Genomic DNA, 26,366 nt, shown 5'->3' on the forward strand with positions numbered 1-26,366 from the left:
GAATTTCTACCTGCTTTTAGTGGTCTGACCACTCAGTTATATGTACATTATAACAAACAATTTCCACCTGTAAACCTGCCGAAATCGTAAAAAAAGGAAGGACATCGTTCATCCTTCCCTATTTTTCGCTATTTCTCTCTGAATTACGCTGTTACGTCCCACAATTGCTTTTGTTTTCTCAAGAAATGGCTCGTCTGCCGCAACACACATCTGGTCGGGCAGGCGAAGCGTTTTTTTCGTCCGCTCGTAGTAAAGGATTACAGGCGTCGAACCTGGGTGCTCGCCAAAAAGCTGGCGGAGTGCAGCTAATGTGTTGTCTTGTTCCTGACTATGTGAAATTTTGATGAACAACACGGTCTCGGTCGAGGCAGCCGTGGTGTCTTGGGGTTGTGGTGTTGAATCGGACGAAGGGATTGGGTGCCCCGGCTGCTCTGTTTGCTTTGAAGAATTTTCGCCGTCTGCATCTCTATTCCTGTCGTTTTTGTAAAAATAATCCTTTTGGTCTATCGGCTGTTGGGTTGAGGCTTGTTCGTGTGTTGGTAGTTCGTTGGACACTGTTGGGTTGGTAGGCACCGAAGTGTCAGTTGATGCTGTTGGTGTTACATCCGCCGGGGGTTCTGGTGACACTTTTGGCTCTATGTCTGTCTGAGATTCTCGTGATTCTGGTACTACCGATGCAGTCTCAGGTACCGTTACGGCTTCCCTCGTGAGTTCATTCGTCGCTTCTGCTGTGTCTGACGGCTCCGGTGCGTTGGCTGGCTTGGGCAGGACGCTTGCATCCCAGGCACGGGAGGCCAGCAGCTTGATGGTGTCGTTCTGCGCATCGACCCGGCCTTCGATCACCAGAATGCGTTCTTTGTCCATAATTTCTTGGTATTTGGTATACACCTGCGGGAACACGACGACTTCCACTTGGGCCGCTTTATCCTCAACGGTGAGGAATGCCATTGGATCGCCTTTTTTGGTCTGAATGCGCTTGACCTCTGTAAGCATTCCGACGATTTTGACCGTGCTGTTGGGCTGGCACTCATCGAGGGTGAGCAGCTGTTGCACCTCTGGACGCTCGGTCAGATGGCGGTAGTCGTCAAGCGGGTGACCAGAGAGGAAGACGCCGAGCAGGTCGCGCTCTTCTTTGAGCTGTTGGGTGCGGGAGAAGGGCGGTACGTCTGGATAAGTGGCGGAGGCTTTGGTCGGATCGGCAGTGTTTGGCTCGTTGAACATGTTCATCTGTGCTTCTTCGCGCTCTTTGCGGCGGCTTGCTCCCTTGTCCATCGCTTCGTCGAGATAAGCGAGCAGCTGGGCACGGTGCCCCGGCAGGGAATCCATCGCACCGCAGGCAATCAGCGCTTCGATGACACGGCGGTTGACCAGACGGCTGTCGATGCGGGAGCAGAAATCGCTCAGATCACGGAATGGTTCTTTTTCGCGTTCACGTACGATGGAGTCAATCGCGCCGTAGCCCACGCCCTTGACGGCTGCGAGACCGAATCGGATCGCTTTCTCCTCCACGGTGAAAAAGGCTTCACTGCGGTTGACATCCGGAGGCAGGACTTGCAGGCGAAGGCGTTTGGCCTCCTCGGTGTACTCGGCGATCCGGTTCTGACTGCCGATGGACAGAGAAAGCAGTGCTGCCATGAATGCCAGCGGGTGGTTCGCTTTGAGATAGGCCATCTGGTAGGAGATGATTCCGTAGGCGACCGAGTGTGCTTTATTAAAGCCGTAATCGGCGAATTTGACGATCAGGTCGTATACTTCGTTGGCAAGTGCTTCCTCATAGCCTTGTGTGATGCTGCCCGCAACGAATTTGGCGCGCTGCTCGGCTAACAGCTCACGCTTTTTCTTGCCCACGGCACGGCGCAGGATATCGGCTTCGCCCAGGCTGAAGCCCGCCATCTTGGAGGAAATCTGCATGATCTGCTCCTGATAAATCATAAAGCCGTGCGTTTCTTTGAGGATCGGCTCGAGATCAGGGTGCGGGTAATGTACCTGATTCTGCCCGTGCTTGGCTTGAATATACTGCGGGATGATCTCCATCGGGCCTGGACGGTAGAGGGCAAGGACGGCGACGATGTCATCCAGATCGGACGGCTTGAGATCGCGCAGTACATGACGCATCCCGCTCGACTCCAGCTGGAATACCCCTGTCGTCTCACCACGGCCCAGCATACGGAAGGTACGCTCGTCAGGGTGCGGCAGGTTGTCGATATCTAGCTCGATGCCACTCTCCCGCAGATGACGCAGGGTCTCTTGGATGATGGTCAGGTTGCGCAGGCCGAGAAAATCCATTTTGAGCAGCCCGACCTGTTCGAGGATCTCCATCGGGTATTGGGTCAGCGTCAGACCTTCGCTTCCCTGCTGCAGTGGCACATAGTCGGTCAACGGGTCACGGGAGATGACGACACCGGCGGCATGTGTAGAAGCATGACGGGGCAAGCCTTCCAGACCAGCCACGATGGCGAGCAGCTGCTCCACCTGCTTGTTCTCCGCCTCTAGCTTGCCGAGGTCAGGACTGTATTCCCTCGCCTTGGTCAAGGTCATCGACGGAGATTGCGGGATCAGCTTGGCTACGCGGTCGACAATGCCGTTGGACAAGCCTAAGGCACGCCCTACGTCACGGACAGCGGCACGCGGGGCAAGTGTCCCGAATGTAATGATCTGTGCGACTCGGTCACGTCCGTATTTATTGGCGACATAATGAATCACCTCATCACGGCGCTCGACGGAAAAGTCGATATCAATATCCGGCATCGTGATCCGCTCTGGATTGAGAAAACGCTCAAACAGCAGGTTGTATTTCAGCGGGTCGACATTCGTAATACGAAGTGCATACGCAACCAGACTGCCTGCCGCCGAACCACGGCCAGGACCGGTCGGGATACCTTCTTCATGCGCGTATTTCATGAAATCCCAGACGATCAGGAAATAATCAGTAAAGCCTGTCCGAATGATGATATCCAGCTCATGATTCAGCCGCTCGCGCACCGTCTCGGTCATCTCTCCATAACGCTCGATACAGCCTTTGCGGCAGATCATCCGCAGGTATTGTCCTGCATCAAGACCGTCTGGCAGCGGATAGCGCGGCAGGATGTGCTGGTCAAATTGTAGCTCCAGATGGCAACGTTCGGCGATCAACACCGTATTTTCCAAGGCTTGCGGTGCAAAAGCAAACAGCTTGGCCATCTCGTCTGCTGACTTGAGATAGTACTCCTCTGTCTCGTACCGCAGACGGTCATCCTCTTCCACCGTTTTGGCGGCACCGATAGCCAATAAGACATCGTGCAGCTTTGCTTCACTTTTTTCTATATAGTGAATATTATTCGTGGCGACCAGAGGTATGTCAGTTTCTTGATGAAGCTTGAGCAGACGCTGATTCAGTCTTCGCTCGATCTCTTGACCATGGTCTTGCAGTTCGAGGTAAAAGTTGCCACGGCCAAAAGTCCGCTGATACCATAGAGCAGCTTGCTTGGCGGCATCTGCCTGACCCTCGAGCAGCAGACGCCCGACTTCGCCTTCGCGGCAGCCGCTGAGTGCGATCAGACCTTCGCTGTGCTTGGCGAGCGCCTCTTTATTCACACGCGGGAGAATCTGGTTGCCCACCGTCTGGGCGATTGTCGAAAGCTTCAGCAGATTGCGGTAACCAGTCTCGTTCTCCACCAACAGAGTCAAGTGAAACGGCGGTGGTGTCTGCCGGGTCACACGGTCGTGCAGGTCTCCGTCAATCAGGTAGGCTTCCATCCCGATGATCGGCTTGATTCCCTGCTCCATGCAGGCTCTGTAAAAAGGCACCGCTCCATACAGATTCCCGTGGTCAGTCATCGCGAGTGCCGTCATGCCCAGTTCTTTTGCCCGTGCGGCCAGCTTCTCGATCCGTGCTGTAGCGTCCAATAAGCTATATTCTGTGTGTACATGTAAATGAACGAAGGATTGAGTCAACACTACTCCCCCTCTCTCTATTTGGCTCTTGCAAGATAATCGTAGTAAGTTTAACTCCTGGCGTTAATCGGCTACCGCTATTATACCCGATTGTCCCTACCTGGGCGAACATATAATCGCTATGAATTGACCCAGCCCGCAAGATTTAGTAGGATGAGAACGTAGAAATGAAAGAGAGGAATGGTTATACGATGTGGTTTGCCTTTTATTTCACCGGAATTATCGCGGCACTCGCCATGAGTGTGTATTATAGTGTAACTGCAAGACGCCGGGGGATTCACCCGCTCGAGTCCAGGATGACCCTGGGCAAAATGAACGTGGCTCTCGGCCTCCTGATGCTTTTGTTTGGGGCGAATCAGTATACGTTTGAGGATTTGACCACGGTTCGCATTGTGATCGGGGCGCTGTTGATGTTCGTCGGGGCGGTTAACTTTTACCTTGGTGGGAAGAATTACGTGAATTATCGCCGTGAGTGGATGATGGAGTTGAAAAAGCAGGCGTAGTCTGATCGGGACGGTTTTCGATATGATAGGATAAAAAGAAAAAGGACAAAGCGCTCAGCAGGTTTTTCGCCTGTCTGCAAGCCTTTGTCCTTTTTATTATGAAATCTACTATCTGTATGATATTATGGCAGGTCGATCAGCAGGAACTTCGCATCCGCTGCCGCTTCGATCTTAAGCGTAGGCACTTCCGTAATTCGTGCTGAGTCACGGCGGCCCAGCTTGGTATCGCCATTGAGTGTCACTTCACCCTCGATCACCATGAAGAAAATACGGCGGTCTTCCTCTTGGGTAAAGGTAATCTCTTTGCCTGCCTCCAGCTCGGACAGATACATCGTCATATCCTGATTGATCGTAGCGGTGTTTGGCTTGTCGCCCGCAGAGACGATTGGCAGCAGATTGTTCTTCATGGCTTCCACATCGTAGCGGAATGGCTCATAGGATGGCTCTATACCGTATGTCGCAGGCTCAAACCACATCTGGAACAGGCTTACCTCCTCTGTGCTGGACGGGTTGACCTCAGAGTGGTAGACACCGGTACCTGCGCTCATGCGTTGGATCTCGCCTGGGCCGGAGATGCAGACATTGCCCATGCTGTCTTCGTGCTTGAGCTGGCCGGAGAGAATCAGGGTGACGATCTCCATCTCACGGTGCGGGTGCATGCCAAAGCCATTGTCAGGCGCTACGATATCATCATTGAGTACCCGCATCGGACCGAAGCCCATGTTGTCTGGATCATAGTAGTTGGAAAAAGAAAAGCTGAAATGGGTACGCAGCCAGCCGTGGTTGTTATAATGACGGGATTCACTTGGATATACGTTAATCATAATCGTTATTCCTCCTAAGAGTTTTGATTTATATGAAGGTAGTTTTTCCTAATCTAAATATCTTGATTTCAAGATAACTTGGTAAAAAAATACGACGAGCAATGGTTGTTACATATTCCGCCGAAGGATAGGGGGCCAGGGTGCTCCCCGATTCGGCCTATCCGAGACCAGCCTTCGCATACAGCCCAAGCTTTTTCAAAAGATCAACCGCGGTCTGCTTCTCCTCTGCCGTCAAGCCTTCTGTTACCTGATGGATTGCCTTGGCATGCTGTGGGAAGATATCGTCGAACAGCTCCTTGCCTTTTTCGGAGATCTCCACGTAGGTGATCCGTCGGTCTTTGTGGCTGGGCTTGCGGATGAGCAGCTCCTTCTTCTCCAGCTTGTCGATGACATAGGTCAGGCTTCCGCTGGCGAGCAGGATCTTGTCGCCGATCTGCTGAATCGGATGGGGGCCTTTGTGATAGAGCAGCTCAAGCACGGTGAACTCGGTCGGATTGAGACCATATCGGCGCATGTCACGCAGTGCATGTTCCATCAGGGTCTTGTGCGTGTGAGAAAGGACAACGAAAAGCTTGAGGGAGAGCGCTTCGGCTTGGTCTGGTTGTTTATTGGTGCTGTGTTCGTTCATCGGACATTCCTCCTCTCTCTGTCATCCTTACTGGCTGGGTTGCTCGTTACTGAAAGCTTCACCACCACGCCGCCAAAATATCTTGATTTCGAGATAATTATAAATTAGTCACTTACTTTTTGTCAATACCATCGAGATTGAAACCATTGCACATACCTTTTGTGCGCGTCCACTTTTCCACCCATATCCACTCCAGTCTCCCCTTGTTTTTGCCGATAAGAGAATAGGGACGAGCTGCACCACCACTTCCAGTTATTTTCACTGGCGGTCTGGGGGTTGTTTGTCCTATAATCTTTTTTGTGACCTTTACCTGTGACTTTTATCAAAACGCTTCTTGAACAACTGTAGGTGCCTATGGTTGTTCTCTTTTTACATAACAGAACATATGCAACCATCAAAAAACCATCCGCTTACGGCGCTCATCTGAAGCATGAACGCCCAAGCGGATGGTTTTTTGATTGGATCGGAAGCGATATGAGAAATCTACCGTTCGATGATCTGCGCGGTGACCATCGCTTTGCCGACCAGCTGATCGTGATAATACATCTCCACTTCCACCTTGCCGAAGCGGCGGCTGATATCCATCACGCGCGGTTTGACTTGCAGGCTGCTTTCGATCTGGACGGGCTTGAGGAAGTAGACCGTGATATTCTCCGGTACCATGTCGCCCCGGCGGTGCTTGCGCAGCTCGTTGCAAGCTGTCTCCACCATTACCGTCGTCATGACACCGCTTGCCATTGTTCCGAGATGGTTAGTCATCTGTGGGGTGACTTCGCCGTTATAGATCGACATATCGCCGTCTTTTTCTTCGCGGAAATGGTTCATGATCAGGTTGGGGAACGTCTCACTCATCTGCGGCTGCTTCTGCATATACTGGAGCGCCTTGAGTACGTCTTGGCGGGTGATGATGCCGATCATTTTTTTGTACGTGTCCACGACAGGCATGATCTCGATGCCTTCCCAGACCATCATATGGGCGGCGGAGGCGACAGATACACGCGGAGAGGTGGTGATCGGGTTCTTCACCATCACCTTGTCAATCGTCAAATCATCCTCTTGGCCGATAATATCCTTGGAGGTGACCACCCCGACGAGGCGCATATGCTCATCGACGACCGGGAAGCGCGTGTCATTGTGCTCCTCGGTGAACCGGTGCCAGTTGGCTACAGTGTCACTTGGGCGCAGATACGGTGTCTCCTCTACAGGCTTGAGGATGTCTTCTACCATGACAATCTCTTTTTTGATCAGGCGGTCATAGATCGCGCGGTTGATCAGCGCAGCAACCGTGAACGTGTCATAGCTGGAGGAGATGATCGGCAGTGCCATCTCATCTGCCAGCTGCTTTACCTCTTCACTGGTGTCAAAGCCCCCGGTGATCAATACGGCTGCACCATGCTGAATCGACAGCTTGTGTGCCTGATAGCGGTTCCCGACGATCAAGAGACTGCCCGCATCTACATAGCGCATCATATTTTCCAGCTTCATCGCACCGATGACGAATTTGTTGAGGGTTTTGTGCAGACCTTCCTTACCGCCCAAGACGTGGCCATCGACGATATTGACCACTTCTGCGTAGGTGAGCCGCTCAAAATTCTCTTTTTGCTTTTTCTCAATCCGTACCGTTCCGACGCGTTCAATCGTGCTGACATAGCCCTGCACTTCCGCCTCTTTAATCGCACGGTAAGCGGTTCCCTCACTCACTTCCAGATCTTTGGCAATTTGTCTTACCGAGATTTTGGTGCCGATCGGGAGCCGGTCAATATATTGCAAAATTAACTCATGTTTTGTTGCCAATGAATTTTCACCATCCCTGGTCTTACCTAACAAACAATTATATCCCTATTTATTGTAAAGATAGCCTCTGTACACGATCTCGGCAAGCACAAGTGCACCGGGAATATTCAGATACCATACATAAATATGCCGGATACGCGGTACACTAATCCATTCAAACCCTCGCAGCTTATTAAGACCCACCCGGATACTGAAGAATACCCAATAAACCGACCAATTAATCATCGGTAAATATAACACCAAGCACCACAGAAAATTAATTGAGTTCTCCCCCAGATAAAAACGCAGCAGCGCGGCGAGCAGGAAGACGAACAAAAATCGCTTCATCTGTTATCCCACCCCCTCCAAGCACCACTATACCTGATGATTTGGCAAAAAAAAAGGGTGTAACGGATACATCGACCGCTACACCGTAAAGTCTATGAATTAAGGGGGTTTTCATCATGGGTTTATCATACCCCGCTTATGTTACAGCAATGTTACAAGCGAGTTACAAAATCATGTCATTTTAATTTTTCTACTAAATGTCACGATTGTTAGAGGATGAAGCTTTCACCCGGTTTGAGGATACGGCCGCGGATTCCTTGTTTTTCTAAGTCTTGCACGAACTTTTCATCGTCTTGAGCCAGACCCGGGAAGGTGTTGTAGTGGATCGGCACAACTTCTTTAGCCCCGAGCATTTTCGCTGCGATCACAGCATCTTCTGGTCCCATGGTGTAGATGTCACCGATTGGGAGGAAGGCTACGTCAATTTTGTTATATTTGCCAATCAGCTCCATATCGCCGAAAAGGCCAGTGTCACCAGCATGATAGATGGTCTTGTCTCCGATTGTGAGCAAGAAGCCGCCTGCCACACCCATGTAGATGGATTTGCCGCTGTGATCTACCATGTAGCCGGTACCGTGCAGGGCATTGGTCATTTTCACACGGCCAAACGGGAAGCTATAGCCGCCTCCGACGCTCAGGCCAAACGTCTGAAGACCTTGGCTGTTGAAGTACTCGGCAAGTTCAAAGATCGCAACGATCGTAGACCCGTTAGCTTGCGCGATGCTGGCGGTGTCGCCTACGTGGTCATTGTGACCGTGAGTCAAGAGGATATAATCTGCTTTGATCTCTTCCGCTTTTACGGTTGCTACTGGGTTACCCGTGAGGAAAGGGTCGATCAAGATATGAGTGCCTTCATGCACGATATGTACACAGCTGTGTCCGAGAAAACGAATATCCATCTTTTTTGCCTCCTGGATCGGTTAGATTTGGTCTGTAAACAAGACTTCCAAAGGTTCTGCGATGATTCGGTTGATATCCTCCATCACTTGGGAGAGAATGCGCTCTGCTTCGAGCAGCTTGCGAATCTCCGGATTAAGCGAAATGGTTTCAAACAGACGTTGGAATTGCTCCATTTCGTCCTGAGTCGGAGCTTGACCGCTCATTTGTTTCATTTGGAGCTCGAATTGACGCTTGCGGAAATCGTCAAACATGCGCTTCGCTTCAGCGTCTTGGTTTACATTTTGGTGGGTAGCGAAGTAGTTGCGGTATTCCTCACTTTCACGGATGGCCCGTGCCAGTTCGTGTGCTTTATCGTAATTCATGTATGTACCCTCCCTATTCCAACTCAGATAACAACCGTAGTGTAACAAATTTGGTAAAGGAATGGCAATCTCCTGCTTATTCTTCTATTTCCGCCGATTTTATGGGATATTTGCTCAATTACAACTCCCTTTAAAAGTGGTACAATAAGAAGGATTGGGTCTTTAGACTCTCATTCCTTATTCAAGCTCACAGTGTGATAGAACCATTTGATGGAGGTAAAGCAATGGATGTACGTATTTTAAACATGTACTTGTGGGGACTCCTCTCGGTTTTGGGTCCGCTTGGCATGAGGGTAGAACGAGAGCATGTCAGGCTGCTGGACTCCTCCTATGCGGATGATACCGTGCAAATCCTCTCGGAAGTAACCGGTGAGATCGATGGTGAAATTCTCATTGGGATGTCCGAAGGTTCTTTTATGTGCCTGGTTGAGTCTTTTCAAATACCTCCAGAAGTTGTCGATGCAGACATGCGCCGAAGCCTCTTAACCGAATTTGGAGACATGGTCAAGTCGCATGCCATCACAGGCTACAAATCCACAGGGCTGAACATCGAGTTTAAGCGAGTCCTCCTCTACGACGAAGTGCGTGAGGAAAAAGCGAAACAGGCCCACAGCTTATCTGTCGCCTTACGTGTCAACGACCAACATCCATTGTATATACATTTCGTATTAGGCGAACATTATCGGAGTGCCCAATTGATTTCGTAAGACGTGAAAAGGGAGCGGCCCACTGTGGGACGACTCCCTTTTTGTTTGTTGTCACACGCTGGTTGCGACTGATTGATGCTTCCAAATCACGCTACCCGGTCATGAGCAGCTGTCTGTTCCTGAACAATCGGCGGTAACAGCCACAAGCTGACGGCCAGCGTCGCCAATCCGAGTGGAAAGGCTACCCACCAAAAGCCGAGGTTTTCTGTTACATATCCAAAGATCGGGACAAATGCAGCCAACAGCAAGGTCGTACAGAGGGATTGCAACGAAAGGATCGTGGCCCTTTGCTTGCTCGACACCAGTTCATTGAGCAGTGTGTTATACACAGGACGCCCCACACCTGCAGTATAAGCGAGCAGCATGATCACCCAAATCCCCACCATGACCGGCACCATCACTATCAGGCACAGCTCCAGCGCCATCAAGGCCGTCAAGGTATAGAGGGTCACCTTTTTCCCCAGCCGCGCCACGATGTGGTGTGAGGTGACCGAGCCTAAGATGCTGCACAGCCGAATCCCGACGAAAATCGGACCAAGCCACCACATGTCGATGTGAATCTGCTCCACATACGGCTGTATTGAGAAAAAGGTAAAAAACCACGGCCCCAGCCCGATAAATGCCACCATAATGACCAGATTGCGGATTTGCGGCCTCCGCACACAGTAGGAGAAAGCATTGGCGATGGATTGCAGGTAGGTGATTTTTTCTGGTTCAGCCTGATCTGCCGACTGGTCTGTTGGCGCAACGCCCGCCTTCACCGCCGTAGCCCCCTCAACCTCCACCGATTCCGCATGTGGCGGCTCTTTGAGCGTCATCGCAACTCCCCCCGCAAGGATGACACAGACCCCGGAAAGGGTAAAAGGCAGTGACATATCATACGAAGCCACCCACGGTCCGAGCAGCCCCGCCACCGCCGCCGAGCCTTGAACGATCGCCATCTGCCTGCCGACGATACGGGTATAATCTCCCTCCCGCTTAGCGGCTTTGAGCGAATCGTAGATCAGCGCCATGTCTGCTCCCGTCGTAAAAGACATCACCGAATTCCAGATGATATGAACCAACAGCAGCACCGGAAAGTACCCCACAATCCCATAGAGGATGATCATCGGCCCCAATGTCAGCCCGCCAATGATCAGGGACACCTTGCGTCCATAGCGGTCCGCTACCGCTCCTGTCGGCACCTCAGACAGCGCCGTAGCGATCCAGCCGAGACCCTCCATGACGGCGATGGTCGTGAGGGACAGGTCGCGCTCTTGCTGGAGAAACAGGATGTAGACAGGGACCCAGAGATAGAAGCTGGTGAGTGCCGCATGCAGGTTCATCTTACGGATATTGGACAGGTAGGCGGATACAGCAGGTGGTGAATGGCTGGCAGGATGGCTCATGAGGTGTTTCACTCCTTCACGTACAAGATCGTTTTTGTGTTGGAGATTATTTTATTGGAAAGTTCGGGAAATTGCTAGTGGTGGGATGGAAAAAAGGAGTCTGAGGGGAGATTCCTTTTTGGGGGTATATTTTTAAAAAATGGTTGATGGATTTTATGATGAGAGTTGAACCATTCCTCTGCCCGTTTCTTTGTCTAATCGGATTTTCTGTAATGGCATATCTTTCAATGACAAAACCGTTATCTTTTCATCAAACCATTCTCTCAATTCAACAGTCGTCGATAGGTTTTCTCTTCTCTCGAGCTGCCTCATTAATACTGGACTTGTGCTCTCCTTTGGTTCAAAGTCATTGTTTCGAAAAGCCGAATAAAAGTAGATCCCATCTAGCTTCTCTATTCCCAAGATTCCCATAATCGCGTGCATACGCAGGACGGCTCCCTCGTATTGCACTTTTGTTTTGTTCCAGATATCTTTTTTCATGGTTTTCTTGAATTCGATAACGTGAAGAAACCATTGCTCTTGTCTCAACTCAAGGATTATTCCGTCAGCGCATTTTTGATTGGTCAGATAAGGAAATTTGTTGTTCCCTTCAAGTCGGAATGAATAAAGCTCATTATGATCGGTACAAAAATGTACCTCCGCCCGGCCTTCTTCGTTCACTTCTTTCAGGATCAATCCATGCTTCGTACTTTTTTGATAGATGTTATCGGTACGAAGCCAACTCAGCCTGGTGGCAAAGTCATCATTCAACATCGGACATCATCTCCTGAATCTTAAGGACTTCTTGGCTGAGATCCCATAACGGCTGGTTAAAAGTTGGAACGACGAAGCCCTCTTCACGGGTCGGGAGCAACTCGGCCTTAGTTTTCCCATTTGGTTGAATCGTAAATTGATAGACTCGTGTGTCCCCCCGCTTTAGCAAATCGTCTGGATGGTAGTTGAATTTTTGCAATGTATCAATGAAATCGAATTTTTGTCCTAGGTACTCTACTGCTATAGAATTATTCATCTGTTGAAAAACCGTATCACTATGCGTGGTTATCCACACAGGCACGCTTTTATTGTACAGCCGAATTAATGCCCGGGTGAGTAAACGTTGAAGTTCAATGTGAAGATGGGCTTCTGGTTCTTCTATGATAAGCAGCGGTATGTGCTTAGATGAGCGTAAAAACAAGATAAGTGGGGACAATTCAGCAACCACCGATGACGTAACGTGAAGTGGCAATACCTCTTCTGATTGAAGCGGAACATATAAGAAATTAGGAACAGGTGACTGGTCTTGCTTGATCGTCCCCTTGATAATCTCCTTTTCAAGAAATTCAGCTATTTGTTGGTATGTCCCGTCCCTCTTCAAATTTAACTTTAGTAAGCGACTCAAAAAGTCATAAACAATACAGCTAAACGGGGTATCTTCTCTATATTTCGGATTGGTTTCCATAACGATATATCGTCTATCAAACATATCACCAAGAATCTTTTTGTAAGATAGCATAAAACCGGTTCGAGATGCGGGCAAATAGAGTGGATCTGCTAGAGAATGTTTGTAATATAGTCTAGTCATCCCCTCGAACATGATATGCCAAGTTAACTGGTACGCTATGGAGAGAATCGACTCCTCAGTAAGAACAGCGTTTTTCGGGTTGACAAGTATTTTTACCATGTGGGTAACAGTTAAGTCAAAGCCCGCTGTTCCTTCATGAATCCGTTCGTCTGGTTGTATTTGAAAGTAGAGTGGGTTAGCCCTTCTATAATCCTTCACTTCCAGTTTTCCCATTTTAAAAGGGTTATTAAAAATATGTAATAACAGGTGTTGTGAGTTGTCTCTAACTAATTCATTAAACCATCTCACAAACAACTGCTGTGTCTGTTCATCTACCTTAACCTCTCCTAGCGATAAGTTTGATTTCAACCAGTCTCTGCATTCATGATAAGTTTCACTTTTCGGAGGGGTATCAGGAAAGAGTACGTTCCCTCCCGTCATCATCCCCCACAAAAGCGACATCACATAACTCTTCCCGCTGTTGTTCTCCCCGACAAACATCATAAACGGGGCAATCTCAATCTCTGCTTTCTCAATCCGGGCAAAATCCTCTACAACCAGCGTCCATCTTTGCTCCATCCCGATACACCTCTCGTTCTTGTTACAAGTATATCCAGTAACCCTACCCCTATCATCCTGCCCAATCCGTTCTCCCTCATCTTATCCCCGCTTAAACAAATTACACCATTTCGCTAGGACAAAAAAAGCAGATAAAAAAAGCGCCTGCTCCATCGCAGACGCCTCCCTTCCCATAAAACATATACAAGAACGAGAAAAGGCTCAACCTCAGCCAATCCTCTCCTATTACAACCAAAAATTAATCAATCCCTGCACCAAACCAATGATCGCCCCAAGCACAAATCCCAGCACCGTGATCATCCGGAACTCTTTCCCCGAAATCCCCACGATCATCTCTTCGATTCGCTCCAGCGGGAAGCCTTCTACCTGTTTGGCGACGATCTCCGTGATATGAAGTCGGTCAAATACCTGCTCCACATTGGCTTCCAGCGTATTGACCGCCCAAGCCGAGAGCTTCGGAATCCAGTCCTCCACAATCCGGTCACCGAATGGCGCAAGCACGCTTTTCACCGGCTTGTCCAAAAGACGCAGGCTTTGCTCCTCCATCTTGGCAAACAGCTTGATCCGCCACGCGTCAACCTGTTCGTCGCCGATCCACTTGAGCACCTCACCTACTTTTTTGCCCATCAGCTTGTCCGCTTCGATGCGCATGAAATGCTTGAGACGGGCGGACAATTCTGGATTTTCCAGGATGTCATCGAGGAATGGCATGATTTTGCCGATGATCTTGTCGTCACCGAGGAACATGCCCATCAGACCGCCGAACATACCGCCACCGCCGCCGAGGACACCTTTGAGCATGTTTTGAATATGGTTTACCCCCTCTGGGGAATGCAGATAATCACGGAAGCCGCGAATCATCATGTCGCCGAAGGAGCCGATGGTGTCATGCAGCTTCTCACGGGCTTCCGGCGGCAGCAGGTCACGGATTTCCTTGTCGGCCGACTGCACCAGCCACTTGTCAGACCAAGAGATCCATGCTTTTTGCACAGGGTCACGCAGGCTGTCATTCCACGTGCCTTCTGGTGTCAGCGTACCCGGCAGATAGTGAGTCAGTACCTCCCGGATCGTCTGATCGCTTGTGATCCATTTTTGGGCATAGCCTGTCAGCCAGTCGCGTAGCGTGTTCTCCATGTTGCCTTGGGAGAGTGCCCGGCGGATGCCCTCTTTGGTCAGCAGATGGTTCTCGACGAGATTGCCCATCTCCCGACCGATCTGGTCACGGCGGCGGGGAATCAGCCCCGGTGTGAACGGTACTCGGAAGCTGCCGATCATCCATGGGTTATAAGGCCGGAAAAGCATGCGGATCGCCAGTTCATTGGTGACACCACCAATGACCGAGCCGATGCCGACATTTAGTAACAATGTAATCCATTCATTCATATGGTAACACTCCTATCTTGGGCTGGAACCAATTGTTTACCCATCTCATAAGATAGACTAACCTCATGCCTATGAAAAGGGGATTAGCCATGTCGTATGTACGTACGGTCATTCAAATAGACGAACTCAAGTCGCCTGATGTGGATCTCTCTATTCCCCAACGCATCATGCGCAAACTTCAGATCCCGTCGCAGTCAATCTCCGTCCAGTTCGGCAAAAGGTTGGGAAATGCAATCGTGCGGGAAGCAGCGAAAAGCGAGACGGTCAGGATGAGTCCGACTCTCGCCCGCTCTCTTCGCTTACCCGGCGGGATATCGCTGATGGTGCGCTACGATGCCCTTCGGCAGACGCTTGTCGTCGGGCCTTATCTGGGTATCCTTTTGACCGGCATCCGCTCGGGAGGAATGCCATTTGGCGCGCTCACTTCTTTTCTCAATGAATGCGCTGATGTGTATCAGATGCGTGGTGGTCTGGTCGCTGCCTTTACACTTGATGACGTGAACTTTGAATCCGAGACCGTACGCGCCCACATCCGCCGCAGTGGACACTGGCAGACCTGTACCTTGCCGCTGCCCGCTATGATCTACAACCGTCTCTCATCCCGCTCCGTGGAGAAGAGCACCGCCGCCAGTACCTTCCTTAGGCGGTGCAAGGACAAAGAGATTCCCTTTTTTAATGAACGCTTTCTCAACAAATGGCATGTGCACAAAACCCTGCAGAACGAATCCGCTGCCCAGCCTTATCTGCCCAAGACCCTGATGTATCGGGGCATCCAAGACCTTCGTGATATTTGTCAGAGCCACTCCGTCGTCTATATCAAACCAACCAATGGAAGCCTTGGCAAAGGGATTTATCGTCTCGCAAAAACCCGCAGCGGTTATGTGATCCGCACCGCCGGAGGCTTGAAAAAAACCTTCAAAGAGCTCTCCCAGGTTCATTCTTATCTGTACCCCCGAACCAAAGACAAAGCCTATCTCCTCCAGCAAGGTCTGCATCTGGTCGGATCAGGCGGCAAGCCTGCGGATTTCCGCGTGCTGGTACAGAAAAACAACCGCGGTGTCTGGGGAGTGACCTCCCAAGTGGCACGCATCGGGCAGAACAGTGTCGTCTCTAATGTAGCAAGAGGCGGTCAGATGATGTCTGTCCCGCAAGCCCTCCGCATCTTAGGCCCGTGGCGCAACGAGACCCGCATCTCTGCGCAGACGCTCAAATCCGCCTCCCTGACGATTGCAGAAGCGCTGGAGAGAGCCATCCCCGGCGATTTTGCTGAATTCGGGATTGATCTGGGAGTCGATGTCAACGGACGAATCTGGCTCTTGGAGATCAACAGCAAGCCGTCCAAATCGATCAAGAGCCTGCAGTTGGCCGAGGGCGAGGAAGCCCCCAAGAAGGCGCGCCCCTCTGTCCGGCGATTACTGGACTATACCGCTTATCTTAACGGTTTTCTCTTGGAAAAGAAACGTTCCAAAACCAAAAGGAAACGGTGACGCTTATGGCTGTCGCAACCAAACTCTTAGGGATTATGGCTATTGGGCCAGGTCTTGCATTTAAAGAAAAAACGTTTTACCGGCATATGACGTTACTCGGACGCAAGCTGGGCATCCTCGTCTTTGTTTTTTCCCCCAAAACCGTTGATTTTACCACCCGCACCTGTATCGGCTACCAATACACACAGGAGCGCGGCTGGATAGAGAAAAAGTTTCCCCTGCCCGGCATGGTCTATGACCGCTACTTCGTTGGCCCCGGTCACCTCCGCTACCGCTCTGTGCTGGACCGGCTGCAGAATGATCCTGGCATCCAGTTCCTCGGACACGGGCTGGCTGGCAAATGGCAGGTGCATCAAATGCTGCAAGAATCACCGGAGCTCTCCCGCTTTTTACCCGAGACCCATTTATTCACATCTAAAGCCTTTTACCCCTTCTTAAAAAGCAAAGGCTCTGTCGTCCTCAAACCTGTAGCGGGCACCCATGGCAGAGGCGTGACTCAGATCACCGAGCAGAAAGGCGTCTATCTCGTCCGCGGCCGCAACCAGCGCAATCAGCCGTTCCGGCGAACATTCAAAACCATCGAGGGACTCAAAAAGTTTGTCCGTTTTACCACCATGCAGCGCAAGCACCTGTTTCAGCCATACCTGCATCTGCATACGGATACAGGTATCCCATTTGACATCCGTATTTTAGTGCAAAAGAACGGGCAAGGCAACTGGCAGACCACCGGCAGAGCCGTCCGTGTCGGCAACGGGGAGAGCATCACATCCAATCTGCATGGCGGCGGCAGGGCCCAACCGCTCGCATCCTTTTTATCCCGTACTTTTTCTTCAGCAAAACGTTCCCGGATCGAAGCCGACATCGAAGAGATCAGCAAGCTGCTTCCCCCGTTTTTGGAAGAAAAACACGGCCCACTAGTGGAGCTTGGGATCGACATCGGGGTTGACCGTGATGGGAATGTCTGGCTGATTGAAGTCAACTCCAGACCGGGCCGTACCGTCTTTCGGCAGACCGCTGATGACAAAGCCCGCATAAGATCGATGACGCAACCGATTAAGTATGCCTATTATCTCATGAAAGAGCGTGTAGGAGGTACATGAAGCATGGAATCCATTGCAGTACGGCTACGCTTTCTCTCCACTCCGAATGCAGCGGGAATCATCCTGCCGCTTCAGCTTAGTGAGGCATTCGGTCTTAGCCATCGTCAGAAAGTGACCCTGTCGCTTGGCCAAAAGACCTCTACCGCCACCGTCTATATCGACAGACGCAACCCCAAAAGCAAAATCGTCCGCATGACATCGATTCTCAAAAGAGAATTGGGCATCCCCCATGCTGGAGCCGTTCACCTCAAGCTAGAAGGTGGCACCCTGCGTATCGGGCCGTCCATTGGGATCGTCACAACAGGTCTGCGCGATTCGGCCAAAGCTCCTGTAGGCGGACGCTCCCACTTTTTTCACAAGCTCTTGTCCGCTCAAAAAGGCAAGGGCGTCTACTATTTTATCTTTTCCCCCAACGATGTCGACTGGGAGGCCAACCTCGTCCACGCCTGGTTCCTGCGCCCGACCAAACAAGGCTCACACGTCTGGCGCAAGCAATGGACCGCGATGCCTGACGTCGTCTATGACCGCATCCCTTCCCGCCAGGCAGAAAAGCAGGAGGACGTGCGCGAATTCAAAGGAAAGCTGGTCAAAGACAGCAAGCTCCCGATCTTCAACCGTGGCTTTTTTGACAAATGGGGCGTTCATAAAATGCTTTATCCGCTGCCAGAAGTCAACGAGCACATCCCCGAGACCCATTCCACTCCGACCTTGGGCAAGGTCCGCGAAATGCTCACCCAATACCCGATGGTCTATCTCAAACCTAAGCAAGGAAGCCTCGGCTTTGGGATCGTCAAGCTCACCCGTCTTCCCAATAAGATGTATGAAGCGTCTTATCATGTCAACGGCAGCAATGTCAAACGCCGCTTCAAAAAGCTCGCCGACGCCCACAAACACATCTTCCGCACCCGCCGCATGAGCAACTACCTGATCCAGCAAGGCATCAAGCTCTACACCTACAACGGACGCCCGTTTGATTTCCGTGTCCACCTGCACAAAAATTTGGAAAATGAATGGGTGGTCTCCTGCATGGCCGCCAAAGTCGCAGGCTCAGGCAGTGTCACCACCCACGTCCGCACCGGCGGAACCGTCATTCCCGGCGACGAGCTGCTCCGCCATCTGTTCGGCCCGCACAAAGACCTGATCGAGTCCCGTATCGCTGACGCCTCGATCCGAATCGCCGAAGCGATCGAATCTGAGCATGGATCTACTCTCGGTGAATTGGGACTTGATATGGGGATTGACCTGCATGGCCACATCTGGATGTTCGAAGCCAACTCCAAGCCAGGACGTTCGATTTTCAAGCACGCCCGTTTGAAGCAAGCCGACGAAACCTCCCGAAAGCTCATCGTCGACTACGGCCGCTATCTTGCCAACTTCTAAGCGGCATTCAGACATGGTAGGAAGGAGGAAACACCTATGCCCCAACCTGACACGTCGGGGTGGCTCACCATACATCCCCGAGGACACTGGTATTTTCGTGCCCCCAGACTCCGCCCGCTCCTCAGTTCAAGGAAGCGGGTGCCCTCCAAGCTCGGCCCGTTTGCGCTGAAGAAGCCCGTCACCCTCGGGAAAGCCCCGCTCGTTCCCGGCTCCTTTCAGACCAAAGTCCGTTATTCCTTTAAAAATCATGTCCTGACCATCGGCCCCATCCTCGGAATCCTCACCTCCGGGGAAGGGCTCGATTTTAAAGGCAATCGTGACAACTTCAAGGACATCATCAAATCCGGCAAAAAACACGGCGCCCTCGTCTATGTATTCACCCCAGGCAGCATTGACTGGGAACACAAAAAGGTACGCGGCTACCTCTACCATGAAAAAAACGACATCTGGTCAGAAGCCGTCATGCCATTCCCCCACGTCGTCTACAACCGCATCCCCACCCGCAAAGTAGAAAGGCGTGACGATGTCCGCATCACCCTGCAACAGATCGCCGCCACCCAAAATGTCACGCTGTTTAACCCACGTTTTTTTGACAAACACCAGCTGTTCGAGCTGCTTGAAAAACGCCCGGAAGCCGTGCCCTACCTCCCTGACACAAAGCGTGTGGATACCTTCGCCCGCTTCAAATCCTTCTGTCAAAAATACCCCTTCGTCTATCTCAAGCCCATCCTCGGCAAAGCCGGAGAAGGCATCATGCGCATCGAAAAAAACGGAACCCGCTGGCGTCTCCAACGCGTCCACAATCAAAAATCCATCACCCGTCATTTTTCTACACTGGAGAGTGCCTGGAAGCACTTTATATCGAAAGCCAAGGAAAAGCCCTACCTGCTTCAGGAAGGCATCTCCCTCGCCACTTATCAAAAGCGTCCCTTCGACATCCGCGTACTCATCCAACGAAACGGTCTAGGCGATTGGCACGTCACTGGCTACGGCATCCGCCGCGCAGGCAAAAAAAGCATCACGACCCACGTCCCACGCGGCGGCTCCATCCTCTCTACCGACAAGGTCCTGCCCTCCCTATTCGGAGAACACGCCGATCTGGTTCACCAGCATATCGAACACAGCGCCCTCACCCTTGCCCGATTACTGAGCCATGAGATTCCGTCCCTCGCTGAGATGTCCATGGATCTGGGTCTTACCATGGATGGCCGGATCTGGTTTTTCGAAGCCAACTCCAAGCCCGAAAAATTTGATGAGCCCAATATCCGCCGATCTTCTTTGAAAAATATCATCCAGTATGCACAGTATGTTGCCAAAATGAACAGGTAACTGGATTGGGTAGTTCACCGCAGTTGAAATTGGCGGTCTGATGTGAGTAGTTGAACCTTTTTGAACCGGGGATGATCATTACCCCCGGTTTTTGCTGTTCAGTTTTAATTTGCTCTTGTGCCTGGAGAACTGACGGATGCCAATCGGTTCACCTTCTTGAAATTTCGCAAAGAAGATAGACTGTCCGCTCCAAAAACAGCAAAAGTGGCACCGGGTCAAAAAGGGTTCTGGAGGCCAATTCACCCGAAGCGGATTGCCCCTAAGCCGATTCGAAGAAGTCATGCCACTTTTGCTGTTTTTTCCGCTAAGCAGGAGCTCATCTCACCAATCTTCACATATCCTTAAAAAAAATCAAAAAAAATACCCCCTTTTTCTTTGAAGGGAGTCGTTCACTACATATTTCATGAATTATGTTTGCAAAATGATGTGAAATAAGAATATAATTAACAGAAAATTAAGTCAATAACTTAACCCCATGCATTATCGCGTACAGAAGTCTTTTTCATATTATTCACATCCTTCCTAAAATGTATTTATTTCTTACTATGTAATAATATTAATACCAAATCAAATCTTTGTCAATATTGTTACTTTTATTTATTTTGCGAATTGCATTTTAATTTTCTGTGAAGTTGGAATGATTTCCACCCTTCTTTTTTATGTAGTATAATGTTAGATTAATTATATAATTAAGAAAAGGCATAAAAAGGTGGAACTATAGTGAATCCAATTGGTAAAGGTATTCGGGAATACCGAAAAAAGTTGCACATGACACAAGAAGAATTGGCCGAGGGAATCTGCAACCGCAGTTACATCAGTCAAATCGAAAAAGGACAAGTTATCCCTTCTCCTGAAATCCTTGAACAACTAGCCAAGCGTCTTCAGATCGATCTGCGTGACCTCTGGACTGAATCAGAGAAGCCGGACTTTACCAGAGTCGAAATCGAAAATACCGTTCGTCACTTAGTTAACCGTATCGACTCCAACGATTGGGAAATCGCCCGTAAATGGCTCATTAAACTTGAAAACGCAGACCTGTCTGAATCGGAAAAAGCCATTTTCCTCTGGGGAAAAGGAATCTTCTCTGAACACGACAGCCGATTTGATAAAGCGGAAGTCTACTTCTTGGAAAGCATCGAGCTGTCCCGTCAGCTGGACGATCCCGTTCCGTTGATCCGTTCCCTCAACTCGCTCGGCGCGCTCTACTGTAAAACTCGCCAATCCAAGAAAGCGATCCCACATGTCAATGAAGCGTACCGCCTGATTATCCGACATGCCATCAGCGGTCTGATGCGGATTTCCCTGATGCATACCAGCGGCATGATGCACGGAACCCTCGGTGAATACAACTCCGCCATTGAACAGCTCAAACAGGCCGAACAGCTGAACCAATCCTACCGCACGATGTACAAAAGCGATGAGATTTACATGGTTCGTGCGATCTGCCACTCCAAGCTCAAAGAGTACGAGGAAGCCGAAAGCTACTACCTGCAAGCCCTCGAAATCCTCAAGATCAATCCACATCCGCGTGTACAAGCCAACGTCTATTCCAATCTCGGTACGCTCTACAGCGATCTGAAGAAATATGATGCCGCCTTGGAAAAGCTCAATCAAGCGATCAGCATCTATAAAGAATTGGGCAACGTTCACGGTCAGAACAACTCTACCCTCGAGATTGCCAACATCTACAAACAGCTTGGCCGTCTGGATGAAGCACGCACCATGTGCGAAGCCGTTCTGGAAAACAGCACAACCGACCACATCCGTGCCGAAGCCAGACTTGTCTTAGCCGATATCCATTGTGAACAAAAACAACCAGTCGAAGCACTCAACCTGCTTGAAGCCGCGCTCGACCACTTCTCCACCGCGGAGACCCATGACTTCCTCGTCAAAGCTTACCGTCTTTTGGCCAAGATCAATCTCCAATACGGACGCTTAGAAGAAGCTGCCCGCCTTTATAGCAAGTATCTTTCCTAATCAACTGGGGTGTTTATCGCCTCAGTTTTTTGTTTATCAAGTGATTATTAATCTGGATTAGTTAATATCGTTATTACTTTTTTCTCCCTTCGTTATATACCCTTTATACTATATCTTAACCCTCTTTTTTTAAGTTTTTTATATTTTTTTTGTAATTATTCATTACGTTTAATCAAACACCCCGAAAAGGTTGGAAACTCCCCTCCTCACGCATACTTTCCCCCTGCCAGATCAACACTGATACTACATAATCGTACCGTCCCCCCTTACCTTGACGAATGCAAAAAGACCACCAGCAATCTGGCGGTCTTTCGATTCTCAATCGATGGGAGGTAATCATGAAACCGTATGGCAACTACCGCAAACTGTACCAAACCTTGCGCAAGTACGATTCCCAGCAGGTAGCGGTGGGCAGCAGCAGAGACCTTGCGGAAATTCATGAGATCTGGCGTTTTTATGAGAAGCTGTCTGTCGAAGAACTGCGCTTGATTAACGCCGCGATCAAAAAAACAGAAGCACAGATCGGCTATCTCCCGTTTTGCATGACCACTGTTCCGATCGTGTTTGTGATATTTTCCAGCAGACTCTCCTCGATTATTGCTGTCCATACCTACATTTTGTCTCTAACGATCATCGGACTGGCCATCTTGGCTGTCTTCATGATCAACCGCCACTTCAAAAACAAGTCCTACAACGCCCTTCACCTGCACATCGTCGAGACAATCCTTGAGATCAAGAAGCAAAAACCTAAGCAGCAGACCGATGACGACTACGATCATCCCTCGTCCCCATCCGTCTCCTGTCAATCTTCCTCTTTACTCTCCTAGGCCATCTGCGTTCGGCGCTTCATCACGTCTTGATACAACTCTTCAAGCGCCCGAACACTCTCTTCGTCAACCGTGAACATCACACCTTCAAACCAGTATTGGTCTTGTTCTACACAGCTCATCTCGCGGCCAAACCGTTCAAATTGCGCCGCGACACTCTCTTCTGTGCGATCCACAATTTTCCGCACGTGCACATGCCGCGTAAGCTCCGAGTGAAATTTCTCTGCCACCTCGCCAAACTGCTTCGTCTCCTCCATCCGGCTCAACCGGAACAACGCCAGTTCCACCTGGAGCCAGCATGTCACATAAAAATGAAACTCTAAGAACAATGTCCCCAGTGCTTTTTTCAGCACGCCCTCATCCCCAGTCTCCCGGTAGACATGATAAGCCTGCTGAACCTGCTGCTTCGCCTTCGCGATCACTTCCTGATGACTCATCGCCCCACGATAAAATTTGGTGATGACATTAAACAACATCTGCGGCGGACGCTTAGGTAACCCACGATGTCGATTGTCAATATCTCGTACCATGTCCATTCGTCCCTCTCTCACTTGACGTTCTTCCCCTATTGTAACAAAAAGACATGCTCCGCAGAAATTCAAACTAGTCCACCACGGCCTCCGCCTCGATCTCCACCAGCAATTCCGGATCAATCAGTGCTTTTACCTCAACCATCGTCGCTACCGGTCGAATCTCACGGAAAAACTCTCCATGTGCGCGCCCAATCTCCTCCCACTTCGAGATATCTGTCACATACATACGTGTCCGCACCACATCCTCCAGCCGTGCTCCGGCCCTCTCCAGTGCTTCTTTAATCGTGGTCAGGATCTGAACGGTCTGCGCATACGCATCCCCCACCCCAACCACTTCACCATCTTTCATCGCGGTTGTACCCGCTACCTCCACCCTGTTGCCAACCCGGATTGCCCGTGAGTACCCGACAACAGGCTCCCAAGGTGATCCTGTCGAGATTCTGATTCGTTCTCCCATAACCATCTCCCTTTCTTTTCCTGAATTTTACACAGAACATACTTAAAATACTATCACTTGTCAATATATCTGAACAACGTGTATAATACTTCCAAAACGTAAGTTCGTACCAAAATAATAGGGAGGTAACCAATGAGCCAGTCCTTACAATCCATTTTAAAAGAACGCCGTTCCGCCAATAATTTTCTCCCCGATGTTGTCATCCCTGCCAGTGAATTTGATGAAATTTTCAAATTAGTCAAATTAGCCCCGTCTGCTTTTAACCTGCAACATACCCACTATGTAGTCATCACGGACAAAGAACAGAAGGAACAGATAAAAGCAGCCGCCTTCTACCAACATAAAGTCACCACATCGTCCGCCGTGATCGTTGTCCTAGGTGACAAACTCGCCTACCAACAAGCCGAGAAAATCTACAGAGGCTTCCTCGACCTCGGCATCATGGATCAGCCATCCTTCGACTCCACCATCCAATCCATCTATGCCATGTACCAAGGTCGCGGCGAAGACTTCCAAAAAGAAGAAGCCATCCGCAACGCCTCCCTCTCCGCCATGCAACTCATGTTGGTCGCCAAAGACCGCGGCTGGGACACTTGCCCTATGATCGGTTTCGACCCAGACGCCCTGCACAAAGTAGTCAATATCCCTGATCAATACATCCCCGTCATGCTGATCACCATCGGAAAAGAAGATACCAACAACCGCCGTCCACGCGGCTACCGCAAACCAAACGGCGAGTTCGTCACCCACGGATTCTTCAGCTAAACCGCCACCCCCCCAACGCAAAAAGACTTCCCACAATCAAACGGGAAGTCTTTCCCCTATCCTCTTCCACAGCTACAATCGCTCCTATGTCAGGCTCTACGCAAACACCTCTTCTACCACGACTGGCTCCAACGCCTTCGTCTCGTCAATATATACGAAAGCATCATACCGTCTGGACATCTGGGATGGAACATAATTGCCCCACTCATTCTCCGGATGATAAACCACACCGATCGCCCGATGCCCGATAGTCTGTTCAAAAACAGGCTGATTCTGATCAAAAATCAGGATCTGATCATAATCCCCCGCTTTATGCATCGCATCCTCCCAACTGCCTGCCTCTGCGGAGGGTACTTTCATTACCTCCATCGGTGCGGCCCACTCTCTCCCCGCAATCACGGTTCCCCGATGTGTACCAAATCCCACCGCAAATACATTCTCCTCTCCCTGCTGCTCACGGACAAGTTGACCGACATTGACCATACCAGCACGCCGCATATCGGTCGCCCGAGCATCCCCGATATGTGTATTATGCTCCCAAACAATAGCCTTCGCGCCACTCCCATGAAACTTCATCAGTCGGTTTAACACCTCAACCATATGATGATCCCTGATATTCCAGGAATCAGGACCACCTCTCACCATCGACCGATAATACCGTTCCGCATTCACGGCCACCAAGGCATTCAATTCCGCGCTGAGAGAAGCCTCTGAGTCCTGATCATACTTCTGGCGTTTTTCCTGCAGTTCCTTGAGCAACTGCACCACTTCATCCTCACACGTAGAAGAAAAGTAAGCCGCCGACATCCCATACGTCTGCTCATCCCGTTCAAACGGCTCAAAGCACGAAAAAGCTTTTTTCGCCAGCTCCAGCTCCTTCGCCCCCGTCTTTTCCAGATGATGTATGATCTCTTCCATCGACTCCCACAGACTGTAGACATCCAGCCCGTAAAAACCGACTTTTTGTCCGTCAGGCCGCTTCTCATTGTGGTTCCTCATCCACTCTGCCAATTCGATAATCTCCCGGTTCGCCCACATCCATGTCGGCCACCGCTTAAACTCTTGAACCGCTTCCCGTCCCGTTCCTGCTGCATCAGGATACTGCTTACTGTAACGATTCACCTGGTAGCATGACGGCCAATCCCCTTCTACAGCAATAAACGAGAACCCTTTTTCTTCAATCAAACGCTTGGATATTTCGGCCCTCCACGTATAGAACTCCGAGGTCCCATGTGAAGCTTCCCCCAGCAACACATAGGGAGCATCCCCAATCGCTTCGAGCAGCACATCCAAATCCTTCGCCGACTCTAACCGTACCGCCTGATTTTTGATCTGCTCGATCAGCTGCCGTGTACTCATATCGTCTGAATCACTCACTTCTTTGTGAAAGTTGTCTAGCTGTCAATTGACATGTAAAGTATCCCCTAATTATGAAAAAATAAAAAAGACCCCCTGCAGAGGAGGTCTTTTTAGGTATGAAAAAAGCCAGTCTGTCGTCGACCGGCTCCGGTTGTTTCTTGAAAACTGGAAGCAAGCATGCAAGTAATGTGGATAAGTCCTCGACCGATTAGTACTCGTCAGCTCCACGCGTTACCGCGCTTCCACACCGAGCCTATCAACCTCATCGTCTATGAGGGGTCTTA

The 26,366-nt window shown here is 50.3% G+C and carries 23 protein-coding genes and 1 rRNA gene; 9 read left to right on the forward strand and 15 right to left on the reverse strand.

Features of this window, described 5'->3' with window-relative positions; genetic code table 11:
• Positions 1–108: 108 nt before the first annotated feature.
• The gene (locus FGI41_RS17925) at positions 109–3,936 is read right to left on the reverse strand and encodes a DNA polymerase III subunit alpha (protein WP_139491713.1); all 3,828 of its coding nucleotides are present in this window, start codon (positions 3,934–3,936) and stop codon (positions 109–111) included.
• A 188-nt stretch (positions 3,937–4,124) separates the two neighbouring features.
• Between FGI41_RS17925 and FGI41_RS17930 the strand changes: the two genes are divergently transcribed.
• A complete protein-coding gene (locus FGI41_RS17930) occupies positions 4,125–4,436 on the forward strand; it encodes a YtpI family protein (protein ID WP_139491752.1) in 312 nt (103 codons plus the stop codon).
• A gap of 122 nt (positions 4,437–4,558) precedes the next feature.
• On the opposite strand, the gene FGI41_RS17935 is transcribed toward FGI41_RS17930, so the two are convergent.
• The 6 genes from FGI41_RS17935 to FGI41_RS17960 all read right to left on the reverse strand — a co-directional run bounded on the left by FGI41_RS17935 (position 4,559) and on the right by FGI41_RS17960 (position 9,271).
• A complete protein-coding gene (locus FGI41_RS17935) occupies positions 4,559–5,260 on the reverse strand; it encodes a pirin family protein (protein ID WP_139491714.1) in 702 nt (233 codons plus the stop codon).
• 157 nt (positions 5,261–5,417) lie between these two features.
• Entirely contained in the window at positions 5,418–5,888 is a 471-nt protein-coding gene (locus tag FGI41_RS17940) for a MarR family winged helix-turn-helix transcriptional regulator (RefSeq protein WP_139491715.1), read from the reverse strand.
• Positions 5,889–6,371: 483 nt separating this feature from the next.
• Positions 6,372–7,682: a DRTGG domain-containing protein gene (locus FGI41_RS17945; protein ID WP_139491716.1), complete on the reverse strand. Its 1,311-nt coding sequence runs from the start codon at positions 7,680–7,682 to the stop codon at positions 6,372–6,374.
• 45 nt (positions 7,683–7,727) lie between these two features.
• Positions 7,728–8,009 carry a hypothetical protein gene (locus tag FGI41_RS17950; RefSeq protein WP_139491717.1) on the reverse strand — a complete coding sequence of 94 codons (282 nt, stop codon included), beginning with the start codon at positions 8,007–8,009 and terminating at the stop codon, positions 7,728–7,730.
• 209 nt (positions 8,010–8,218) lie between these two features.
• On the reverse strand, positions 8,219–8,908 hold the full coding sequence (locus tag FGI41_RS17955) for a metal-dependent hydrolase (protein ID WP_139491718.1): 690 nt from the start codon (positions 8,906–8,908) through the stop codon (positions 8,219–8,221).
• Between the two features lie 21 nt (positions 8,909–8,929).
• Complete coding sequence (locus FGI41_RS17960; RefSeq protein ID WP_139491719.1) at positions 8,930–9,271, reverse strand: YlbF/YmcA family competence regulator; 342 nt, start codon at positions 9,269–9,271, stop codon at positions 8,930–8,932.
• 224 nt (positions 9,272–9,495) lie between these two features.
• Here FGI41_RS17960 and FGI41_RS17965 point away from each other — a divergent pair, with 224 nt between their 5' ends.
• Positions 9,496–9,978, forward strand: coding sequence for a hypothetical protein (locus FGI41_RS17965; protein ID WP_139491720.1), 483 nt, complete (start codon positions 9,496–9,498; stop codon positions 9,976–9,978).
• An 86-nt stretch (positions 9,979–10,064) separates the two neighbouring features.
• Here the strand turns inward: FGI41_RS17965 and FGI41_RS17970 are convergent, their stop codons facing one another.
• The 4 genes from FGI41_RS17970 to FGI41_RS17985 form a co-directional block, all read right to left on the reverse strand.
• The gene (locus FGI41_RS17970; RefSeq protein ID WP_139491721.1) at positions 10,065–11,366 is read right to left on the reverse strand and encodes an MFS transporter; all 1,302 of its coding nucleotides are present in this window, start codon (positions 11,364–11,366) and stop codon (positions 10,065–10,067) included.
• A 153-nt stretch (positions 11,367–11,519) separates the two neighbouring features.
• Positions 11,520–12,119 (reverse strand): hypothetical protein, encoded by a 600-nt coding sequence (locus FGI41_RS17975; protein ID WP_139491722.1) that lies wholly within the window; start codon positions 12,117–12,119, stop codon positions 11,520–11,522.
• On the reverse strand, positions 12,109–13,485 hold the full coding sequence (locus FGI41_RS17980; protein ID WP_139491723.1) for an AAA family ATPase: 1,377 nt from the start codon (positions 13,483–13,485) through the stop codon (positions 12,109–12,111). Before FGI41_RS17980 ends, FGI41_RS17975 begins: the two co-directional genes overlap by 11 nt.
• A gap of 225 nt (positions 13,486–13,710) precedes the next feature.
• Positions 13,711–14,868: a DUF445 domain-containing protein gene (locus FGI41_RS17985; protein ID WP_139491724.1), complete on the reverse strand. Its 1,158-nt coding sequence runs from the start codon at positions 14,866–14,868 to the stop codon at positions 13,711–13,713.
• Between the two features lie 89 nt (positions 14,869–14,957).
• On the opposite strand from FGI41_RS17985, the gene FGI41_RS17990 reads away from it, so the two are divergent.
• The 6 genes from FGI41_RS17990 (at position 14,958) to FGI41_RS18015 (ending at position 22,968) form a co-directional block, all read left to right on the forward strand.
• Entirely contained in the window at positions 14,958–16,355 is a 1,398-nt protein-coding gene (locus FGI41_RS17990; RefSeq protein ID WP_139491725.1) for a YheC/YheD family endospore coat-associated protein, read from the forward strand.
• A gap of 5 nt (positions 16,356–16,360) precedes the next feature.
• Positions 16,361–17,455: a YheC/YheD family endospore coat-associated protein gene (locus tag FGI41_RS17995; RefSeq protein WP_139491726.1), complete on the forward strand. Its 1,095-nt coding sequence runs from the start codon at positions 16,361–16,363 to the stop codon at positions 17,453–17,455.
• A gap of 3 nt (positions 17,456–17,458) precedes the next feature.
• Positions 17,459–18,835: a YheC/YheD family endospore coat-associated protein gene (locus tag FGI41_RS18000; RefSeq protein WP_139491727.1), complete on the forward strand. Its 1,377-nt coding sequence runs from the start codon at positions 17,459–17,461 to the stop codon at positions 18,833–18,835.
• Between the two features lie 36 nt (positions 18,836–18,871).
• Positions 18,872–20,164 carry a YheC/YheD family endospore coat-associated protein gene (locus FGI41_RS18005; protein WP_139491728.1) on the forward strand — a complete coding sequence of 431 codons (1,293 nt, stop codon included), beginning with the start codon at positions 18,872–18,874 and terminating at the stop codon, positions 20,162–20,164.
• A 720-nt stretch (positions 20,165–20,884) separates the two neighbouring features.
• Positions 20,885–22,141 carry a tetratricopeptide repeat protein gene (locus FGI41_RS18010; protein WP_255298522.1) on the forward strand — a complete coding sequence of 419 codons (1,257 nt, stop codon included), beginning with the start codon at positions 20,885–20,887 and terminating at the stop codon, positions 22,139–22,141.
• A 338-nt stretch (positions 22,142–22,479) separates the two neighbouring features.
• Positions 22,480–22,968 carry a hypothetical protein gene (locus FGI41_RS18015; protein ID WP_176560335.1) on the forward strand — a complete coding sequence of 163 codons (489 nt, stop codon included), beginning with the start codon at positions 22,480–22,482 and terminating at the stop codon, positions 22,966–22,968.
• Here FGI41_RS18015 and FGI41_RS18020 read toward each other — a convergent pair.
• Positions 22,965–23,504, reverse strand: coding sequence for a hypothetical protein (locus FGI41_RS18020; protein WP_255298523.1), 540 nt, complete (start codon positions 23,502–23,504; stop codon positions 22,965–22,967). The genes FGI41_RS18015 and FGI41_RS18020 overlap by 4 nt on opposite strands.
• Positions 23,505–23,571: 67 nt before the next feature.
• Entirely contained in the window at positions 23,572–23,958 is a 387-nt protein-coding gene (locus FGI41_RS18025) for a RidA family protein (protein WP_139491729.1), read from the reverse strand.
• Between the two features lie 132 nt (positions 23,959–24,090).
• On the opposite strand from FGI41_RS18025, the gene FGI41_RS18030 reads away from it, so the two are divergent.
• Positions 24,091–24,723, forward strand: a complete 633-nt coding sequence (locus tag FGI41_RS18030; protein ID WP_139491730.1) for a nitroreductase family protein — start codon at positions 24,091–24,093, stop codon at positions 24,721–24,723.
• A gap of 96 nt (positions 24,724–24,819) precedes the next feature.
• Here the strand turns inward: FGI41_RS18030 and FGI41_RS18035 are convergent, their stop codons facing one another.
• Positions 24,820–26,082, reverse strand: coding sequence for an erythromycin esterase family protein (locus tag FGI41_RS18035; RefSeq protein ID WP_139491731.1), 1,263 nt, complete (start codon positions 26,080–26,082; stop codon positions 24,820–24,822).
• A gap of 188 nt (positions 26,083–26,270) precedes the next feature.
• A 23S ribosomal RNA gene (locus FGI41_RS18040) occupies positions 26,271–26,366 on the reverse strand; the annotation flags it as partial.

It is taken from the genome of Brevibacillus dissolubilis, assembly GCF_006170445.1.
In the GTDB taxonomy this organism is placed as follows: Bacteria; Bacillota; Bacilli; order Brevibacillales; family Brevibacillaceae; genus Brevibacillus_B; species Brevibacillus_B dissolubilis.